We start from the raw sequence: 16,090 nt of genomic DNA on the forward strand, positions 1-16,090 counted from the left end.
AACGCGACAGCTTACCACTGTTGGCCGCGAAGTCGAGCCAACTCGGCGGCGTCTTTATCCCCGCGCCCGGACAAGCAGATGACCAAATGCTGATCGGGGCTCATTCCCTTGGCAATCTCGACCGCCTTGGCAACCGCGTGGCAGGTTTCCAATGCGCAGAGGATCCCTTCGTTTCTCGCCAGATAATCAAAGGCCCCGAGGGCCTCGTCGTCGCGACAGGAGGTGTACTCCACGCGATGCGTATCTTTCCAGTAGCTATGCTCAGGCCCTACTCCTGGGTAGTCCAAGCCAGCGGAGATCGAGTGAACATCGCTGGTCTGCCCATCATCGTCCTGCATCACATAACTGTAGGAGCCATGCAAAACTCCCGGACTGCCGAAAGTTAATGGGGACGCATGTTCCCCAGCGGTGGGGCCGCGGCCACCCGCTTCGACACCGATCATTCGAACCGATCGGTCTTCGACGAAGGGGTAAAACATCCCCGCCGCATTGCTGCCTCCACCCACGCAAGCCACGATGGTGTCGGGCAATCGGCCGATCGAGGTCAAGCATTGCTCTCGGCACTCTCGTCCGATCACGCTTTGAAAGTCTCGGACCATCATGGGGAAGGGATGCGGCCCGATCACCGAACCGATGATGTAATGGGTGTGTTCGACGGACGACATCCAATCGCGCATCGCTTCGTTGACGGCGTCTCGCAATGTTTTCGATCCGCTTTCGACCGGTCGAACCTCTGCTCCCATCAATCGCATACTGAACACATTTGGTTTTTGGCGACGCACATCTTCCGCGCCCATGTAGACCACGCAGGGCAATCCAAAGTGAGCGCATGCGGTCGCGGATGCAACTCCGTGTTGGCCAGCTCCCGTCTCCGCGATCACTCGCGTCTTCTTCATGCGAAGGGTCAGCAAGGCTTGGCCGAGCGTGTTGTTGATCTTGTGCGCGCCGGTGTGGTTCAAATCCTCACGCTTGAGCCAGATCTGCGCCCCGCCCATCTGCTGGCTCAATCGCTTGGCATGGTAAAGAGGGGATGGGCGACCGACGAAGGTGTGGAGCAGCTCGTTCAACTCCGCTTGGAAGTCGGGATCCTTCTTCGCACGATCGTACTCCACGGTCAGTTCTTCCAACGCGCGAGTCAATGTTTCCGGCACGAAACGTCCCCCAAAATCGCCAAAGCGACCCGACAAATCGGGGACTTGTTTCGAAGCAACCTCGGGGGAGGATTGCGGGGTAGCCGACGGCGCTGCGCTCATGCGAGATAGGGAGGTTGGAGGGAAAAATTAGGATCGTGAGGGACTCTGCCCTGGCATTGTCGATCGAGGGGGGAGGAGGGTCAAGCGACAAATGCCGCCAGTTTTCGGTATGCATGAATCAATTGTTCGGCTGCCTGTTCGATATCGGATTGGGAATTGAACCGCCCGATGCCGAACCGAAGGCTCGCTCGGGCTTGGTCATCCGTTCTGCCGATCGCGCGCAAAACATGACTTGGCTCGGGATGTGCCGATGTGCAAGCGCTCCCGCTGCTCACGGCGACTCCCCTGGCTTCCAGCATCAAGGACTGGCCATCGACCTTGGGAAAGCAAACGTTCAAGTTCCCTGGCAATCGATGCTCCTGTGACAATCGACCGATTTCCTCCAGACTAGGTTCGCTCTCCCAACTCGGACCGTTCAGGGACAATCCTTCGATCTCGTTGGTTAGCAGCTGCCAAAGTTGATCGCGCCATTTCCAATGGTCGATCGCCTCGGACGCTGCGCTCTGTTTGGCAATGTGAAGCGCTGACGCCATTCCGATGATGGACGAGCTCGCCAACGTGCCTGACCGCAAATTGGACTGCTGTCCACCGCCAACGATCTGAGGAGCGAGCCTCATCGGGGCGTTGACGCCGCGAACCAGCAGACCGCCAACCCCTTTGGGACCGTAAACTTTGTGCGCCGAATAACTCAACAAATCGACGCCGAGCGCGTTCAAGTCGACTGGAATACGCCCTACACCTTGCGTCGCATCGGTGTGAAGAGGGACTTCGTGTTGAGCGCAAAGAGCGGCGATTTCGCGGATCGGTTGCAAAACGCCGATTTCGTTGTTGGCCAGCATCACGCTTACCAACGCCGTATCGGCATCGATTGCCTCCGCGATTCTCGTCAAATCGATTTGGCCTGGCATCGAGTCGTTCTGCGACTGAACCGGTAGGAGGTGGACCTCGAATCCGAGCTTCTCCAGTTTTTGAAGAGGCCCTAGCATGGCTTGATGCTCTGACACGACCGATACGACTTTCCGACGTTTCTGTCTCGGATGGAGGCAGGTGCCGAAAACTGCGAGATTGTTGCTTTCGGTCGCACCGCTGGTCACGACCAACTCGTCGGCTTGCGCACCGAAGAAACCGGCGATCCCGATCAGAGCTTCGTCGATGGCCTCTTTGGCTCGCCTCCCTGGTTCATGCGTCGAGCTCCCAGGATTTGCATACATCGACTCAAACCAGGGGAGCATGGCTTCCACCACGCGTGGATCGACACGCGTGGTGGCATGGTTATCTAAATAAATGACATTCATGGCCCCATTCTAGTGAGGTTTGGGAGGGAGGATAAGCGGCGCGTCCCATCGGATCGCGCTCGCCGTGCCCACCCGTTACTTAATGCGTCGATTCGCTCGGCAGCTCGGTCGGAAGTTCTGCCGGCAACTCTGCTGGTTCAAACCAGCGGTAAATGGTCGGCAACACGAGCAATGTTAGGGCCGTACAAGTCACCAATCCTCCGATCACTACGGTTGCCAACGGTCGTTGCACCTCCGCACCGGAGCTGGCGGAGATCGCCATCGGAATGAAGCCCAATGCGCCGCAGGACGCCGTCATCAACACCGGCCGCAAACGATCCATCGCCCCATCGACGACCGCGTCGAATTGGCTCTCACCCGCATGTCGCAGGTGCCGAACGTGTTCGATGAGAACCACTCCATTCATGACCGCGATTCCGAACAAGGCGATGAACCCGACTCCCGCGGATATCGAAAAGGGCATATCGCGAAGCCAAAGAAGCAGAATGCCACCGGTCGCCGCAATGGGCACATTCAAATAGATCAACAATGCGAGCTTGACCGAATGGAAAGTCATATAGAGCAATGCAAAAATCAGAATCAGTGCGACAGGAACCGCAATGGAAAGACGTTGCGTGGCCGCTTGCAAGTTTTCGAATTGCCCACCCCACCGGAGCGTGTACCCCGCAGGAAGCCTCACTGCTTTTTCTACGACGGATTGCGCTTCGGCGACGAATCCGGCCAAGTCTCGACCGCGGACGTTGCACTGCACCAGTATTCGTCTTCGAATCGCATCGCGACTGATCTCGACGGGACCTTCTTCGATTACGATTTTTGCCAGCTGGGAAATCGGGATCTGCCTTCCTTCGCCATCCATGATCTTGAGTTGCGAAATCTTTTCTGACTCGTTTCGCCACTCCGGTTTGAGCCGCACCTGCAATGGGAATCGGCGTTGTCCCTCGAAGACTTGACCGACCACGACACCTCCGACCGAGGAGATTGCATCCAGTACTTCGCTGGAGTTGATTCCGTAGCGAGCCAAATTTGCTCGATTGAGGATGACTCGGAGATAGGGAAGACCTGCGATCTGCTGCGCTTGAACATCCGCTGCACCTGGGACCTGATTGAGGGCTTGCGCGATCTCGTCCCCTTTCCGTTTGAGTTCGTCGAGATCGTCCCCGTACAAGCTCAGACCGATATCAGAGCGAACCCCCGCGACCAGTTCTTGGACGCGTAGTTCAATCGGTTGCGTGAAGCTAAACGAGTTACCCGGTACGTCTTCTTGGAGGGCAATTTGCATTTCCTCGATCAACTCTGGCTTGGTGATCGAACGCTTCCAGTGATCGGGCGGATGAAGCCGGACGATCACATCGGTTTGGTACACCCCCATCGGGTCATTGGCGATTTCGGGGCGGCCCGTTTTGGAAACCACGCTTTCGACTTCCTCGAACTTCAATAGGCATCGCTCCATCGCTTTGGTCATTTCTACGGATGTCTCCAGAGAGACGCTTGGAAGTCGCGTAGCTTGGATTGCGATGTCCCCTTCGTCGAGTTTCGGTACGAACTCCACGCCGAATCGAGTCGCCAGCAGAACGCTGACCGCGAAGAGGCAGACGGAGGAGCCCAGCATCAAACGGGGGGTTCGCATGGCGAACGCCAGCATCGGACGGTAGGCGGATTTCAGCCATCGAACAAGAAGCGTTTCGCGTTCTTGAATTCTCCTCGCTAGGAACAGCGAAGCCATCACGGGCATGACCGTCACCGCCATCACCAGCGCGGAGGAAAGGGCGGACATGAATACGAACGCCATCGGGCGAAACATCTTTCCTTCCATTCCTTGCAGGCTAAGAATGGGGATGAAGACAATCACCACGATGATGCCGGCAAAAAGAATCGGCTTGCCGACCTCCTTTGCCGACTGGCGAAACACCTCCAGCGGCACGCTTTGGCCGGGTTTGTTTTTCTGATACTGCGATGCGCGGCGAACGCAGTTTTCGATCATGACCACCGCACCGTCGACGATCACACCGAAGTCGACGGCGCCGAGGCTCATCAAGTTTGCCGACACACCCGCGTATTTCATGGCGATCAAGGCGCTCATGGCGGACAAGGGAATTGCGGCTGCAACGATGAGTCCTGCCCGGACATCCCCCAGGAGCAGAAAGAGCATGAGTATGACCAAGGCGACGCCAAGGCCGATGTTCTCGCCGACGGTATGGATGGTTTTTTCGACAAGCTCGGTTCGATCGTAGAACGTTTCGATCGCGACACCCTTCGGAAGGGTTTTGCTGATCTCGTCAATCTTGTGCTTCACCTCTTCTACGACTTGGCGCGAGTTCCCTCCCATGATCATCATCACCATGCCGATCACCGCTTCTCGATTCCCATCGCGCGTTACGGCACCTTGACGAAGCATTGGAGCAAAGCGGACTTCACCGATGTCTTGAATGCGAATCGGAGTCCCTCGACGGCTGTCCAGGACGATGGAACGGATATCTTCCAGGGATCCGACCAAGCCTTCGCCCCGGATGAGACGTTGTTCGGCACCGTGATTGATGTAGCCTCCCCCTGCGTTGCCGTTGTTAGCTTCGAGAGCTTTGAAAACATCACCGAGGGAGATGCCATAGTTTTGAAGCTTATCCGGATCGACTTGCACCTCGTAGGTTTTCAATTCACCTCCAAAGGTATTGACTTCGATCACACCGGGAACACTTCGAAGCTGGAATGCGATTTGCCAATCCAAAATGGTTCGAAGCTCACTGAGAGAGTGCGTACCTCCCTCCGCATTTCGAACTTCGAATTGATAGATTTCACTCATCCCTGTCGCGATGGGCCCGAGTTCGGGGGTGCCCATCCCGGGCGGAATGTTCTCGCGCGCCTTCAGCAGTCGCTCGTTCACCAAGTTGCGTGCCCAGTAAATATCGGTCCCTTCTTCGAAAGCGACGGTCACAGCGCTGAGACCGAATCGGCTAATCGACCGAATCTCTTCGACGCGAGGTACGCCGCTCATTGCGTTCTCGACCGGAAAGGTGATGAACTGCTCGACTTCGACAGGCCCCAAGGCGGGTGAATTGGTAAGGATTTGAACTTGAACATTCGTCAAATCGGGGACGGCATCCAACGGGATGGTCGAGATGGCGAGTCCCCCCATGCCGAGGACGACAACCGAGAGGAGCATCACAATGAATCGATTGTTCAGAGCCCAATCAATAAGGTGGTTGACCATGGCTTATTCCTCTCCCATCAAGTCGGAGAGAAGTTTTGATTTGAGGACGAAGCCCCCGGAGGTGACGACTTCCTCTCCTTCTTGGAGGCCCTCGAGGACGATGATCTCCTCTTTGCCGGCTTCTCCGACCGATACATCGCGGCGCATGAATGCGTCATCCTTCGTTTGAACGAAGACGAACTGCTTTCCCTCGTGTTCCAGCACCGCGGACTTGGGGACTTGCAAAACCGACTCTTCGATAAGGCCTGGCAGTTCGATCTGCACGAACATTCCCGGTTTGAGAAGCTGCTCGGGGTTGTCGGCGATCGCTCGCATGGAAATGGTTCTTGTGGCATCGTCCATGATGTCCCCGGTGTAGAAGATTTTGGCTTCAAAGGTCCGATCGGGCCACGCTTCATTGCGAACGGTGAGAGTTTGGCCCGCGAGCGAATTGAGGAGGGGAACGTTCTGTTCGTACACATCGGCGGCAATCCAAACATTGCTCAGGTCAGCGATGCTCAAGATTTGGGAACTCGGTCGAACTTGTTCTTTCAGAGCTGCATCTTTGGAGATGACAGTTCCGTCGAAAGGAGCGCGAATGGGGTAGTCCGAGATGGCTTGTCCCTGGCGCTCGGGATCGATTGAAACAATATCTTTCTCGTCGCAACCCAGGATGCGGAGATTGGTGGTAGCGACCGAGACGCGCGTCCCAGCTTCCATGGCAGCTTGCGACGCCAAGAGGAGCGAGGTCTTTAGTTCGAATTCGACTTGCTCGATCCGGCTTTGAAACGTTGCCAAATCTGCGTTGCGACTCGACTGGGCGGCGACAAGTTGTTTGGCCGAGATCGCGCCTGAATCGGAAACCCCTTCCAAACGCTGGACATCCGACTGAGACTTGAGAAAGCTGGAATAGGCCAGGAGCAATCTTTCCCGATAGTCCCCCATCCCGCGACTTCGAAACAGGGATTCGATGTCTTGGATCGGTTTTCTGTCCCGTAGCGATGTCAAAAGCTCCTTGGTGTTTTGAGAGATCTCTCGTTGCAGATTCTCTTTCACTTTCGCCATTTCCCATTGCAATCGAGCTTGGTAGAGCTCGAGTTTGGCCAAGCCGATTTCGCGGCTGTGGATCATGACGAGCAACTCGTTTGCTTTCACTTTCTGGCCAAGTCCCACGTAGACATCTTCCACAGCCCCTTCGACCATCGGATAGATATGAGCGATCCGATCCTCATTGAGAGAAACCTTGCCCGTAAGTTGCACCGATTTTTGAAATGGCTTTTTGACAGCGGGTGACTTTGCGAGTCCCAGTTTTGTCCATTGCGATGCAGGAACAAGAACTATTGGCTGGCTATCCCCTGTTGCATTCTGCGATCCCGTTGTGCTCGCGGGTGCATCTTTTTGTTTTGAGGAAGTTTGTTGGGTATCCGGTGATGCGGTGGAGCGGATGCGAAGAAAGGCGTAGTAGGAGGCCGCCCCGAGGATCCCTCCAGCTAGAAGCAGGAGAGCGGCGGGTTGCCACGCGAGACCAATCGCGGTGCGTCGTTTCGGAACCGATTCGGATGGTGGATGGGAAGTCATGATAGGAAGGTTCCCGTGTTGGCGGGATTGGAGGGGGAATTCAATGTGGAGTGTGGGATCGGGTGGAGCCAGCAGCGATCCAGAGAGATGGCAAGCGATCGGGGGTGCGTTCCGCGGAGATCACCGCACGGGAGTCGGGCGGCGAGATCGGTGGGAGGTTTTGCCCCGAGGGCGGATCACACGCGCAGAATGGCGCGTGGGCAGAGGCTTGGGATCAAAGAAGGAGTCGCGTGGTGCGATTCCCGTTGGCCAGCGAAGGAGCGATCAGGGGGCTAGCAACGCTGGAATCCGGGATGGGGATCCATTGGAAGTCAGCCCATTGTTGCACAACGCAGAGTGGTTCGGCGTCGGAGCCTGCGATCGAAGTCCCCGCGAGTGCGACGGACGGTTCGAATGGGACCGCTTCGGCGTTCGCATTGGAAGCGAGGAGAATCGAGATCCAGTGAACATGGACTTCGGAATCCTCGACACCTTGGTGTTCGGACGCCGGGGTGTTTTGGAGATGCGCTAGGAGAGCGGGGTGTTTCGAAACCTCCGACGAGTTCGTCGGGTGGGCATCGAGCATGGGGAGGGGCAATCCGGACAGAACGATCGCGCAGAAAAAGAGAGCGAGTGATCGAACGCGGGAAACCAGATACGACATAGATGGCGAAACCTCTGCAGTGCAATATAGCTCGCAGGAGTCTGGAAGTCACTTAAAAAAGAAGAGCCAAGGCATTTGCCTTGGCTCTTGGATGGAGGTTGACCCTTGCAAGACCATCGACCGTAGGGATCGATGGGAGGGGGCTAGAACCCTTTGAACGGGTGGGAAGCGGAGTCCTTTTGGTCGATCATTTGCTGGACGGTTGGGAGGCCTTTCATCGCGTTGGAGATGGCATCCTTGGTCGCTTGGTAGTTGTATTCGTAGATCTTTTTGTCGTCGCTAGCGGCTGGGTGGATGAATACACCGCAGACGATGACGAGGTTTTCGGCTTGATCTTTGGGGATCGCGCCAGCGGCGACGCTATCCGCGACGGCTTTCGCGACGGCGTATTGGGCCGGTCCGAACATTTGAACCGCTTGCTTCATTCCCTTGATGGTCACTTTGGTGATCATCACGGTGCTTGGCTTGACGGCGACGTTGGGGGTGAGAACAGCGAGCAGGTTGGTGTGGCCATTGCTTTGGTTTGCGAGCGCGTTGGCGAAAGCGACGCCCACAGGGCCTTCTTTGCTGCCGATCATGAGGTCGATGTGTGCAATTTCATTGCCTTCGCCTACCAGTGCTTCGCCGACGTACATGGACATGGATAAATCCCCAGGGGTGGTTTGGATGGAAAGAATTTCGCGACACGCCGCGATACTGAACACGAGAAGGTAGCAAACTGCAACATTTCTGCAATCAGCCCCGGGTTATCGCCCCTCCGTCTCTGCCGGTTTTTCCTAAGAAATCGAAGGGCGTCCGGTTCATTCCATGGCGAAAACAGTGGAATTTAGCGATTCTGAGTGTAACTTTAGAGGAAGCGCGCGGGCGATCGCCCTTTCGGCACGCCGCTTGCCTGTTTCCTAAAAATAACCGGTTATCACAGACCGCGGCTTGCTCACAACTTCGTCCATCACCTCCTAATCCATTACGTCAGGTATGACCATGAAGCGGACCCTTTCGAAACTTGTTTGTCTTTCCTTCCTTTTCTCAGCGTCGGTTCCGTCGGTAAGTGCGTTGGCTTGGGGAGAGGCTCCACCATCGAACGCGCAGACCCAATCCTCCGCGAAAGATGGTATGGAAGCGACCGCTGCGGGGGGAGCTAAGGGATCGGCTTTGGCGAGTTCAAAGGGAAAGTCGAAGAAAAAGGACGAGCAGCCCGCTCGTTCCGTCGAGATGTTTCAAGCGATGAAAGATGGCTTGTTGACAGTCGATTACATCGGAAAGGACGCGACGGAGGCGAGCGTTATTTTCAAGAACAAGACGGGTGAGCCTCTGGATATCATTCTGCCGGAAACATTTGGTGCTGTCCCGGTGCTGGCGCAAGGCATGGGGATGGGGATGGGTGGAATGGGAATGGGCGGTATGGGTGGCGGCATGGGTGGAATGGGCGGCATGGGCGGCGGTATGGGAGGCATGGGAGGTGGCATGGGTCAAGGCATGGGGGGTGGCTTTGGCGGCATGGGTGGTGGCATGGGAGGTATGGGCGGCATGGGAGGCATGGGTGGTGGCATGGGAGGCATGGGGATGGGTGGTGGCATGGGAGGCATGTTCCGCGTTGAGCCGGACAAAATTCGCAAGGTGGTGGTTCCAACGGTTTGTTTGGAGCACGGAAAGCATGACCCCAATCCTCGCATGAAATACCAAATCGTTCGCTTGAGCGACGTGAATGATTCGCCTGTCGTGAACGAGCTTTGCAAAGCGTTGGCGAATCGCAAAGTCAGCCAGAACGTTGCCCAAGCGGCCGCTTGGCACGTCGCCAATGGACTGACTTGGCAAGAGTTGGTGAACAAGCCTCGGGTGATTTCACAATACACGGGAACACAATTGTTCTTCTCGCGATTTGAAGTCGAGAACGCAATCCGATTGGTGGGTTATGCCAATCAACAAGCGGAAGCGTCGGAGGGGTATGACAACGCAGCCCCTCAGACTGGCACCGAAGCGGAATCGATCGGAGAGCAATTGTCTCGCCAACCAGGCAACTGATATTCGTCGCACCGTCCAATCGGTGACTTGAACGAGTCGTGTACAATACAAGGCCGCTGTTTCGCAGCGGCCTTGTTGCATTTACCCTTTGAGTTGCATCTCCGTGAGCGTGGGTCGTTCGCGATCCGATTTTGAGGTTTTAGCGATGTCCTTTGAACAGCAGATCCTTTTGCAGAGGATCCTCCTCCCGGGGCTAGCATCCATCCTCGGTTGCTGGCTTTTACTTTCATCGAAGAGCGAATCCGGCGGGAATGAAGACGCCAGCTATCCCCATGCGCGGTGGAAAACCTTGCTCGGCTGCCTCCTCATCGGCGGCTCTCTGTTGGTGTCAGATTTTTGGCAGCGAGATCTTTTGTGGGATCCGGCGGCTTGGACGTCTTGGACTGCCAACTACCGATGGCAGTGGATGATATGGGGCATCCCGGGTGCTGTTTTGGGGCTTGGATTGCTTCGTGTTTTTTCCATCAGTGAGCGGGAGCAAGCCGCTTTGGCTTGGCCAGCTCTCTGTCTCCTTTCGATAGGCACTCATTATCTGGCCATCTTCGAACCCGATACATGGCCGAATTGGTTGATCCCGATGTTCCATGCGATCTTGATCGGGTCGGCCGCCAGCATTCTGAATATCGCTTCGCTCCATTCCATGGTTGCGACTGGGGCCTCGCGCTGGAGTTCCTTGATCCTGTTGGCCCAACTCGGTTGTGTGGCAGCGATCGCAGTGCAATCCTACGCCAGTCTCGGAGAATGGGTCCTAACGGGTATTGGTATTACGCTGGGTGCCACCTGTGTCTCCTTTTTCTATTCAGCAAAATCCCGACTGTTCGGAGTTTGGCCATTGGCTGTTGTACTTTATCCCATCGTCATTAGCGCGTCGGCGAGTCTCCTGTTAACTGGGTATTTTCGATCTCGCCCCCTCCCAATTGGGCTCACCGGTGTTGTCTTGTTCTTGCCAACATTGGTCGCGTTTCTTGACTTTGTCTATGGTCGCTATGGCCGGGTCTGGTTTCGGGTCGCATTGGCTGCAGTGACTTGTATCGCTGTCCTGGTTGCTGTTATCTTCATGACGGAACCCTTTAAATCCGAATGGTAGGATCGATTGCTATGCATAGCACCGAATGGATGGAAAGCCCGATCGGCATGATCGCGATTACTTGCGAGTCGAACGAAGTTGTCGGTATCCATTTTCGCGACCAACGCGATTGCCCGGCGAATGTCCGCAACGCAGCTTCCCGCACCGCAGCTTCCCGCACCGATTGTGATCTTAGCCACTCGCTGCACCGAAGAGTTATCGAGCAGTTGTTCGAGTATTTCGAGGGTTCACGAACTGAGTTCGATTTCCCCATCCGCTTTGTGGGTACCGAGTTTCAAAAGCGTGTTTGGGAGGAGCTTCTCACAATTCCATACGGGGAAACCTGTTCCTACCAAACCATTGCCGAGCAGATCGGAGCGGTTCGTGCGGTCCGTGCAGTAGGGGGAGCGATTGGAAAGAATCCGCTTTCCATTGTTGCTCCTTGTCATCGAGTGCTGGGCAAGGACCGAACGTTGACCGGCTATGCAGGAGGGCTGGATCGCAAGAGATATTTGTTGCAGCGAGAGTCGCCTCAAGGTGTCGGGGTATGGAAGGAAGTTCGTGCGGTGTCCATCCAAGCTGAGGTAATGGAGTGCCGATAAACGCAGACTCGCCGACTCGGTTTTGGATTCTCGCGGCCCTATTGCTGGTATCGGGATATTTAGCGGTGGGCTTTTCGGGAGTCGTCCTTTCTTTTTGGGTGCTTCTTTTTTGGTACTCCCTTTGGCGCAGGCCTTGTCGGTACGAGATGTTGTTGCTGAGTTTGGTGGGACTGGCGGGCGGGATGATGTTTATTCCGGTATCCCTTTGGTCCGCCACTCGACCGATCTTGCTCATCGGCTTTGGACTATTGAGCTTGTCTCCATGGCTCAGTTCAATTGCTCTTCGATCGACTCCCTAGGCCAGTATCGCTCGTATGCGCGAGCCGTTCCATTCGCCATGGCGCGATCGGTGGCTTCGAAATCGTATAAAACACGGAAGCGATGGTTAAGGAATGGTTAAGGATGATGGATTCGTTAGCAAACGATGAAGCTTGTGTGAATTCGACTCGTTATCCATAGCGGCTAAACCAACCGTGGGTAAATTCCTCAACCGCTGACGAAATGAGCCTCGTAATTGGCTTGGGTCAGCCAGTTCGGAGTCTTTTCTTTGAGGTTGGTAAGAGGTTATGAAACGAAGTTTCTTTGCTCAACGAAAGTCGCGTGGGTTCACGTTGGTTGAGCTCTTGGTCGTGATTGCCATCATCGGTATTTTGGTTGGGTTGTTGCTCCCAGCCGTGCAAGCTGCGCGAGAGGCCGCTCGTCGCATGCAATGCTCCAACAATTTGAAGCAAATTGGATTGGCTGTCCACAACTTCGAGTCGGCGGCTCGCAAGTTACCTCACAGTGGTCAGTGCGATTCGACCGGATCGAATACCACGACCTACATGATCCACTCCACCGCCACGTTGCTCCTGCCTTACATCGAGCAGAACAACGTCTATCAACTTTTCAATCATGACGCCGACCCACGGCAGTCTGCAACTTATTCGGCCACCCAGAGCGGCAGCATTCTCATTGCCAACGGTTCCGCTCAGCTGCACCGCGATGCGAAGGGTTACTCCTACGACGACACCGCATTCCCCGCGGGCCAGCAAGCGGCCAAGGCGAAGATCCCGACCTTCATTTGCCCATCCGCTCCTATCTCCAACGATGCGCGGGATCCCGTGCATAGCTTCGGTGGATTCGATTACATGTTCGTGGCGTTGTCGGACGTCGATGCTCGCCCTTCGTCGCCAACCTATCTCATGCGTACCCCCACCACGCCGCTTGCCGATTGGACTGCGCAAGTCGTCAGTGGGATGTTGAATTGCGATGGTGGTGGAATCGGTCGTGTGACCGACGGGACTTCGAACACGATTCTCTGCGTCGAGGATGCGTCGCGAGCCCACCCGGCTGTCGGATCGTTTGGCGCCCAATCGGCTCGACGTTCACCCACTCCAACCTCGCGAGCGGTGGTCGAAGCCGCTCCGTTCCCAGTTGGAAATCGTCGCGTTCACGCTTGGGCAGATCCCGATGCGTGCTCGAATGGTTTCTCGGGACCGAGCAACGCAACCGGAACCCGGATCGCCAAGATTAACAATTACAAGCAACCGATTGGCGGGCCTGCTGAATGCCGATGGTCTGTGAACAACTGCGGTCCTAATGACGAGCCGTTCGCATTCCATACCGGTGGCGTGAACATCGTCATGGGTGACGGATCGGTTCGGTTCACCTCGGACAACACCGACACCCTCATCGTCAAGTGGCTTGTCGGCGCATCGGACGGAAACGTCATCAACAGCCAAGAGTAGTCATACCGATACGTGGAAACCCCTTCGATCGCTGGGCGAGGCTTCAACCTCGCCCGGCGATTCTTATTCAGGAACCGAAAATGCGAATCAAAGAAGGTAACTTGTTGTTGATCTTCGTCATCGGCTTGATGGTCGGTTGCGGCCCATCGATTCAATCCGTTGGCACTGTTGAAAAGGTGCAAGGGAAGGTTATCGGCGGAGACGGTGCACCGATTGGTAATGTTCTCGTGATCCTTCAACCGACGGAGAATGGTTACGTGACGGAGATGGAAGCGGATGCGAAAGGAGCTTTTGAAGGAGAGCTCATACCTGGCAAATACGTCTACTACTTCGCACCTTCCAAGAAGTCGAAGGCCGCGATGCCAAAGACCATCAGCGCACCATTCACCGAGCCGAAGATGGAACATATGGTCGAGGTCAAAGCTGGCGCGGAGATCGTTTGCAAAGCAGAGTGATCGGGTAGTCGTTCGAGAATAATCGCGAGAGCGATATTCGCTCAAACCGATTTGATAAACCGCGATCGATATACAGGCAATCCGTTCCGGCGGGTCCGTCGCTCGAAGTGCGTTCGGTAGTCCATGTCATGCGTGGAGGCAGGCTCGCTCACAAAGAGCGGGCCCTCCAACCGCGTGACCTGATCGATCAACTCCAGCGTCAGTTCGTAATAATCGAGTACATCGGTCCAGAAATGGAGCTCGCCATGGGGCTTGAGAATCCGCTCGATGTTTCGAAGCGAGTCTTCGTTGAGCACTCTCCGCTTTTTGTGTTTCGCTTTCCACCACGGATCGGGGAAGTAGACATGCACAGCGTGGATCGAATCCGCTGCGACGTCTTGATCGATCACAGCGACCGCGTCGCAGGCGAAAAATCGAAGATTCGCTAATCCGGTCTTTTCTACTTTGGCTTGGCATTCCCAAGCATATTTCGCGGCTAGTTCCAGTCCGATGTAGCGTGTTTCCGGATGTAAGGGGGACTGGTTCATCAAGAACAGTCCCTTTCCTGAGCCGATTTCCAGCTCCAAACGAGCGTCGGTGTTCAGCCAATCTTTTAGGATTTGTTCGTCTTCGGAGCGATAGAATCGCCCTCGCATCGCTGGCTCGTCTTGTTGCATAGGAATTTTGATGGGTTATAACCGTACGTCCTGTGTTGGGGATTCCCCCGAGGATGTTAAAGAATTCCTCACAGGATAAGCGTTTTCGGTCTATTCGAAAGCCGAATCCCGTTTCCCCATTCCTTTCGATCCCCACCGTTCATGATTTGGGCAGCACCCAAGCGGCCCTTCTCTTTGTACCTTGCTATTAGGAACGATCACTATGTCGATAGAACATTCCACAGCATCCGACGCGCCATTATCCATTCCGGCATCCATTCCGGCCGTCGCAGATGCCGCATCGCAATCCGATAGCCCAGAGGGTCGCCGCCAATTTCTGAAGACCTCTGCGACGATGGGAGCTGCTGGGGTAGCCACCTCTTTTCTGAACCGATCGGTTCATGCGGCTGGGAGCGACATCATCAAAGTCGGATTGGTCGGCTGCGGAGGTCGAGGGAACGGCGCTGCCAAAGATGCGATGTCCGCAGATCCTGGCTGCCGGCTCACGGCGATCGCGGAAGTCTTCTACAACCGACTCGAAGAGGGGAAGAAGCAGCTTTCTAAAACGTTGGGCCCGCAGTACGAAGTTCCAGATGATCAATGTTTCTCGGGTTGGAATGCTGTCGAGAAGATTCTGGAAACCGACATCGACGTCATTCTCTTGGCGACCCCTCCCGGTTTCCGGCCGATGCAAATGGAAGCTGCGATCAACGCGGGCAAGCACGTTTTTTGTGAAAAGCCAGTAGCGGTCGATCCGGTCGGCGTGCGTCGTGTTATGGCGGCATGCGAGAAAGCGAAAGAAAAGGGGCTCAGTGTCGTGTCGGGGCTCTGTTGGCGATACGACTTGGGTGTGAAAGCCACGATGGAACAAATCCAAAATGGCGCGATCGGAGAGATCGTTTCGATTCAAGAGAACTATCTCACCTCCACACTTTGGTCGAGGACTCCGAATCCTGATTGGACACCGATGCACCGGCAGGTCCTCAACTGGCTCTACTACAGCTGGCTCAGCGGAGATCATATCGTCGAGCAATTCATCCACTCGCTCGATAAAGCTATGTGGTTGCACAATGACGAGCCGCCAGTGAAGTGCTATGGGACGGGTGGTCGGCAAGTCCGGACAGCACCGGAGTTTGGCGACATCTACGATCACTTTTCCATCGTCTACGAATGGGCAAACGGAACACGTTGCTACGCGGCCACGCGTCAGATGTCTGAATGCTTCAATGAAACCGAAGACTATGTCTACGGCACCGAGGGAACCGCAAAGGTCTTGGCCAATAAGATCACCGGCAAAGTCAACTGGAAGTACGAAGGGGAAAAGCCGAGCATGTATTATCTCGAGCATGTCGCCCTCATGAACGCCATTCGTCGCAACGAACCGATCAACAACGGCGACTACATGTGCAAGAGCACGCTCATGGCGATTATGGGCCGCGAAGCTGCCTATTCCGGGCAAGTGATCAAGTGGGATGATGCGATGAAGAGCGATCTAAAGTTAGGACCAGACAAGGTCACCGATTGGGGGGATGCTCCCACCCCCGAGGTACGTATGCCGGGGCGATATAAGTTCACCGATGCGTAAAGCCATGCGGTTGGAACTCCTTATTGCAGGAACTCCATACCG

General features: G+C 55.5%; 14 protein-coding genes. 7 read left to right on the forward strand and 7 right to left on the reverse strand.

The window, feature by feature from the left end; genetic code table 11:
- Positions 1-11 precede the first annotated feature (11 nt).
- The 6 genes from trpB to fae form a co-directional block, all read right to left on the reverse strand.
- Positions 12-1,253: a tryptophan synthase subunit beta gene (gene trpB, locus SH467x_RS13590; protein ID WP_482367648.1), complete on the reverse strand. Its 1,242-nt coding sequence runs from the start codon at positions 1,251-1,253 to the stop codon at positions 12-14.
- A gap of 80 nt (positions 1,254-1,333) precedes the next feature.
- Positions 1,334-2,548, reverse strand: coding sequence for a cysteine desulfurase family protein (locus SH467x_RS13595; RefSeq protein WP_482367649.1), 1,215 nt, complete (start codon positions 2,546-2,548; stop codon positions 1,334-1,336).
- Between the two features lie 79 nt (positions 2,549-2,627).
- Positions 2,628-5,753: an efflux RND transporter permease subunit gene (locus tag SH467x_RS13600; protein ID WP_482367650.1), complete on the reverse strand. Its 3,126-nt coding sequence runs from the start codon at positions 5,751-5,753 to the stop codon at positions 2,628-2,630.
- A 3-nt stretch (positions 5,754-5,756) separates the two neighbouring features.
- On the reverse strand, positions 5,757-7,310 hold the full coding sequence (locus SH467x_RS13605; protein ID WP_482367651.1) for an efflux RND transporter periplasmic adaptor subunit: 1,554 nt from the start codon (positions 7,308-7,310) through the stop codon (positions 5,757-5,759).
- A gap of 214 nt (positions 7,311-7,524) precedes the next feature.
- Positions 7,525-7,953 carry a hypothetical protein gene (locus SH467x_RS13610; RefSeq protein ID WP_482367652.1) on the reverse strand — a complete coding sequence of 143 codons (429 nt, stop codon included), beginning with the start codon at positions 7,951-7,953 and terminating at the stop codon, positions 7,525-7,527.
- A 143-nt stretch (positions 7,954-8,096) separates the two neighbouring features.
- Positions 8,097-8,594, reverse strand: coding sequence for a formaldehyde-activating enzyme (fae, locus tag SH467x_RS13615; protein ID WP_482367653.1), 498 nt, complete (start codon positions 8,592-8,594; stop codon positions 8,097-8,099).
- A 340-nt stretch (positions 8,595-8,934) separates the two neighbouring features.
- Between fae and SH467x_RS13620 the strand changes: the two genes are divergently transcribed.
- The 6 genes from SH467x_RS13620 to SH467x_RS13645 all read left to right on the forward strand — a co-directional run bounded on the left by SH467x_RS13620 (position 8,935) and on the right by SH467x_RS13645 (position 13,828).
- Positions 8,935-9,975 (forward strand): hypothetical protein, encoded by a 1,041-nt coding sequence (locus SH467x_RS13620; RefSeq protein WP_482367654.1) that lies wholly within the window; start codon positions 8,935-8,937, stop codon positions 9,973-9,975.
- A 145-nt stretch (positions 9,976-10,120) separates the two neighbouring features.
- Positions 10,121-11,062 carry a hypothetical protein gene (locus SH467x_RS13625; RefSeq protein WP_482367655.1) on the forward strand — a complete coding sequence of 314 codons (942 nt, stop codon included), beginning with the start codon at positions 10,121-10,123 and terminating at the stop codon, positions 11,060-11,062.
- A gap of 11 nt (positions 11,063-11,073) precedes the next feature.
- Positions 11,074-11,643, forward strand: a complete 570-nt coding sequence (locus SH467x_RS13630) for a methylated-DNA--[protein]-cysteine S-methyltransferase (RefSeq protein ID WP_482367656.1) — start codon at positions 11,074-11,076, stop codon at positions 11,641-11,643.
- Positions 11,634-11,942, forward strand: a complete 309-nt coding sequence (locus tag SH467x_RS13635) for a hypothetical protein (RefSeq protein ID WP_482367657.1) — start codon at positions 11,634-11,636, stop codon at positions 11,940-11,942. Before SH467x_RS13630 ends, SH467x_RS13635 begins: the two co-directional genes overlap by 10 nt.
- Before the next feature lie 267 nt (positions 11,943-12,209).
- A complete protein-coding gene (locus SH467x_RS13640; RefSeq protein ID WP_482367658.1) occupies positions 12,210-13,373 on the forward strand; it encodes a DUF1559 family PulG-like putative transporter in 1,164 nt (387 codons plus the stop codon).
- Positions 13,374-13,453: 80 nt separating this feature from the next.
- Entirely contained in the window at positions 13,454-13,828 is a 375-nt protein-coding gene (locus SH467x_RS13645; protein ID WP_482367659.1) for a carboxypeptidase-like regulatory domain-containing protein, read from the forward strand.
- Between the two features lie 41 nt (positions 13,829-13,869).
- On the opposite strand, the gene trmB is transcribed toward SH467x_RS13645, so the two are convergent.
- Positions 13,870-14,484 (reverse strand): tRNA (guanosine(46)-N7)-methyltransferase TrmB, encoded by a 615-nt coding sequence (gene trmB / locus SH467x_RS13650; protein WP_482367660.1) that lies wholly within the window; start codon positions 14,482-14,484, stop codon positions 13,870-13,872.
- A gap of 202 nt (positions 14,485-14,686) precedes the next feature.
- Between trmB and SH467x_RS13655 the strand changes: the two genes are divergently transcribed.
- Entirely contained in the window at positions 14,687-16,048 is a 1,362-nt protein-coding gene (locus SH467x_RS13655; RefSeq protein ID WP_482367661.1) for a Gfo/Idh/MocA family oxidoreductase, read from the forward strand.
- Positions 16,049-16,090: the final 42 nt, after the last annotated feature.

Source organism: Brakhagea slesvicensis (genome assembly GCF_052161625.1).
Classification (GTDB): domain Bacteria; phylum Planctomycetota; class Planctomycetia; order Pirellulales; family Pirellulaceae; genus JBKCUI01.

Coding starts and splice junctions, on each gene's coding strand:
- trpB (WP_482367648.1), bottom strand. CDS start 1,253: ATGAGCGCAGCGCCGTCGGCTACCCCGCAATCCTCCCCCGAGGTTGCT.
- SH467x_RS13595 (WP_482367649.1), bottom strand. CDS start 2,548: ATGAATGTCATTTATTTAGATAACCATGCCACCACGCGTGTCGATCCA.
- SH467x_RS13600 (WP_482367650.1), bottom strand. CDS start 5,753: ATGGTCAACCACCTTATTGATTGGGCTCTGAACAATCGATTCATTGTG.
- SH467x_RS13605 (WP_482367651.1), bottom strand. CDS start 7,310: ATGACTTCCCATCCACCATCCGAATCGGTTCCGAAACGACGCACCGCG.
- SH467x_RS13610 (WP_482367652.1), bottom strand. CDS start 7,953: ATGTCGTATCTGGTTTCCCGCGTTCGATCACTCGCTCTCTTTTTCTGC.
- fae (WP_482367653.1), bottom strand. CDS start 8,594: ATGTCCATGTACGTCGGCGAAGCACTGGTAGGCGAAGGCAATGAAATT.
- SH467x_RS13620 (WP_482367654.1), top strand. CDS start 8,935: ATGAAGCGGACCCTTTCGAAACTTGTTTGTCTTTCCTTCCTTTTCTCA.
- SH467x_RS13625 (WP_482367655.1), top strand. CDS start 10,121: ATGTCCTTTGAACAGCAGATCCTTTTGCAGAGGATCCTCCTCCCGGGG.
- SH467x_RS13630 (WP_482367656.1), top strand. CDS start 11,074: ATGCATAGCACCGAATGGATGGAAAGCCCGATCGGCATGATCGCGATT.
- SH467x_RS13640 (WP_482367658.1), top strand. CDS start 12,210: ATGAAACGAAGTTTCTTTGCTCAACGAAAGTCGCGTGGGTTCACGTTG.
- SH467x_RS13645 (WP_482367659.1), top strand. CDS start 13,454: ATGCGAATCAAAGAAGGTAACTTGTTGTTGATCTTCGTCATCGGCTTG.
- trmB (WP_482367660.1), bottom strand. CDS start 14,484: ATGCAACAAGACGAGCCAGCGATGCGAGGGCGATTCTATCGCTCCGAA.
- SH467x_RS13655 (WP_482367661.1), top strand. CDS start 14,687: ATGTCGATAGAACATTCCACAGCATCCGACGCGCCATTATCCATTCCG.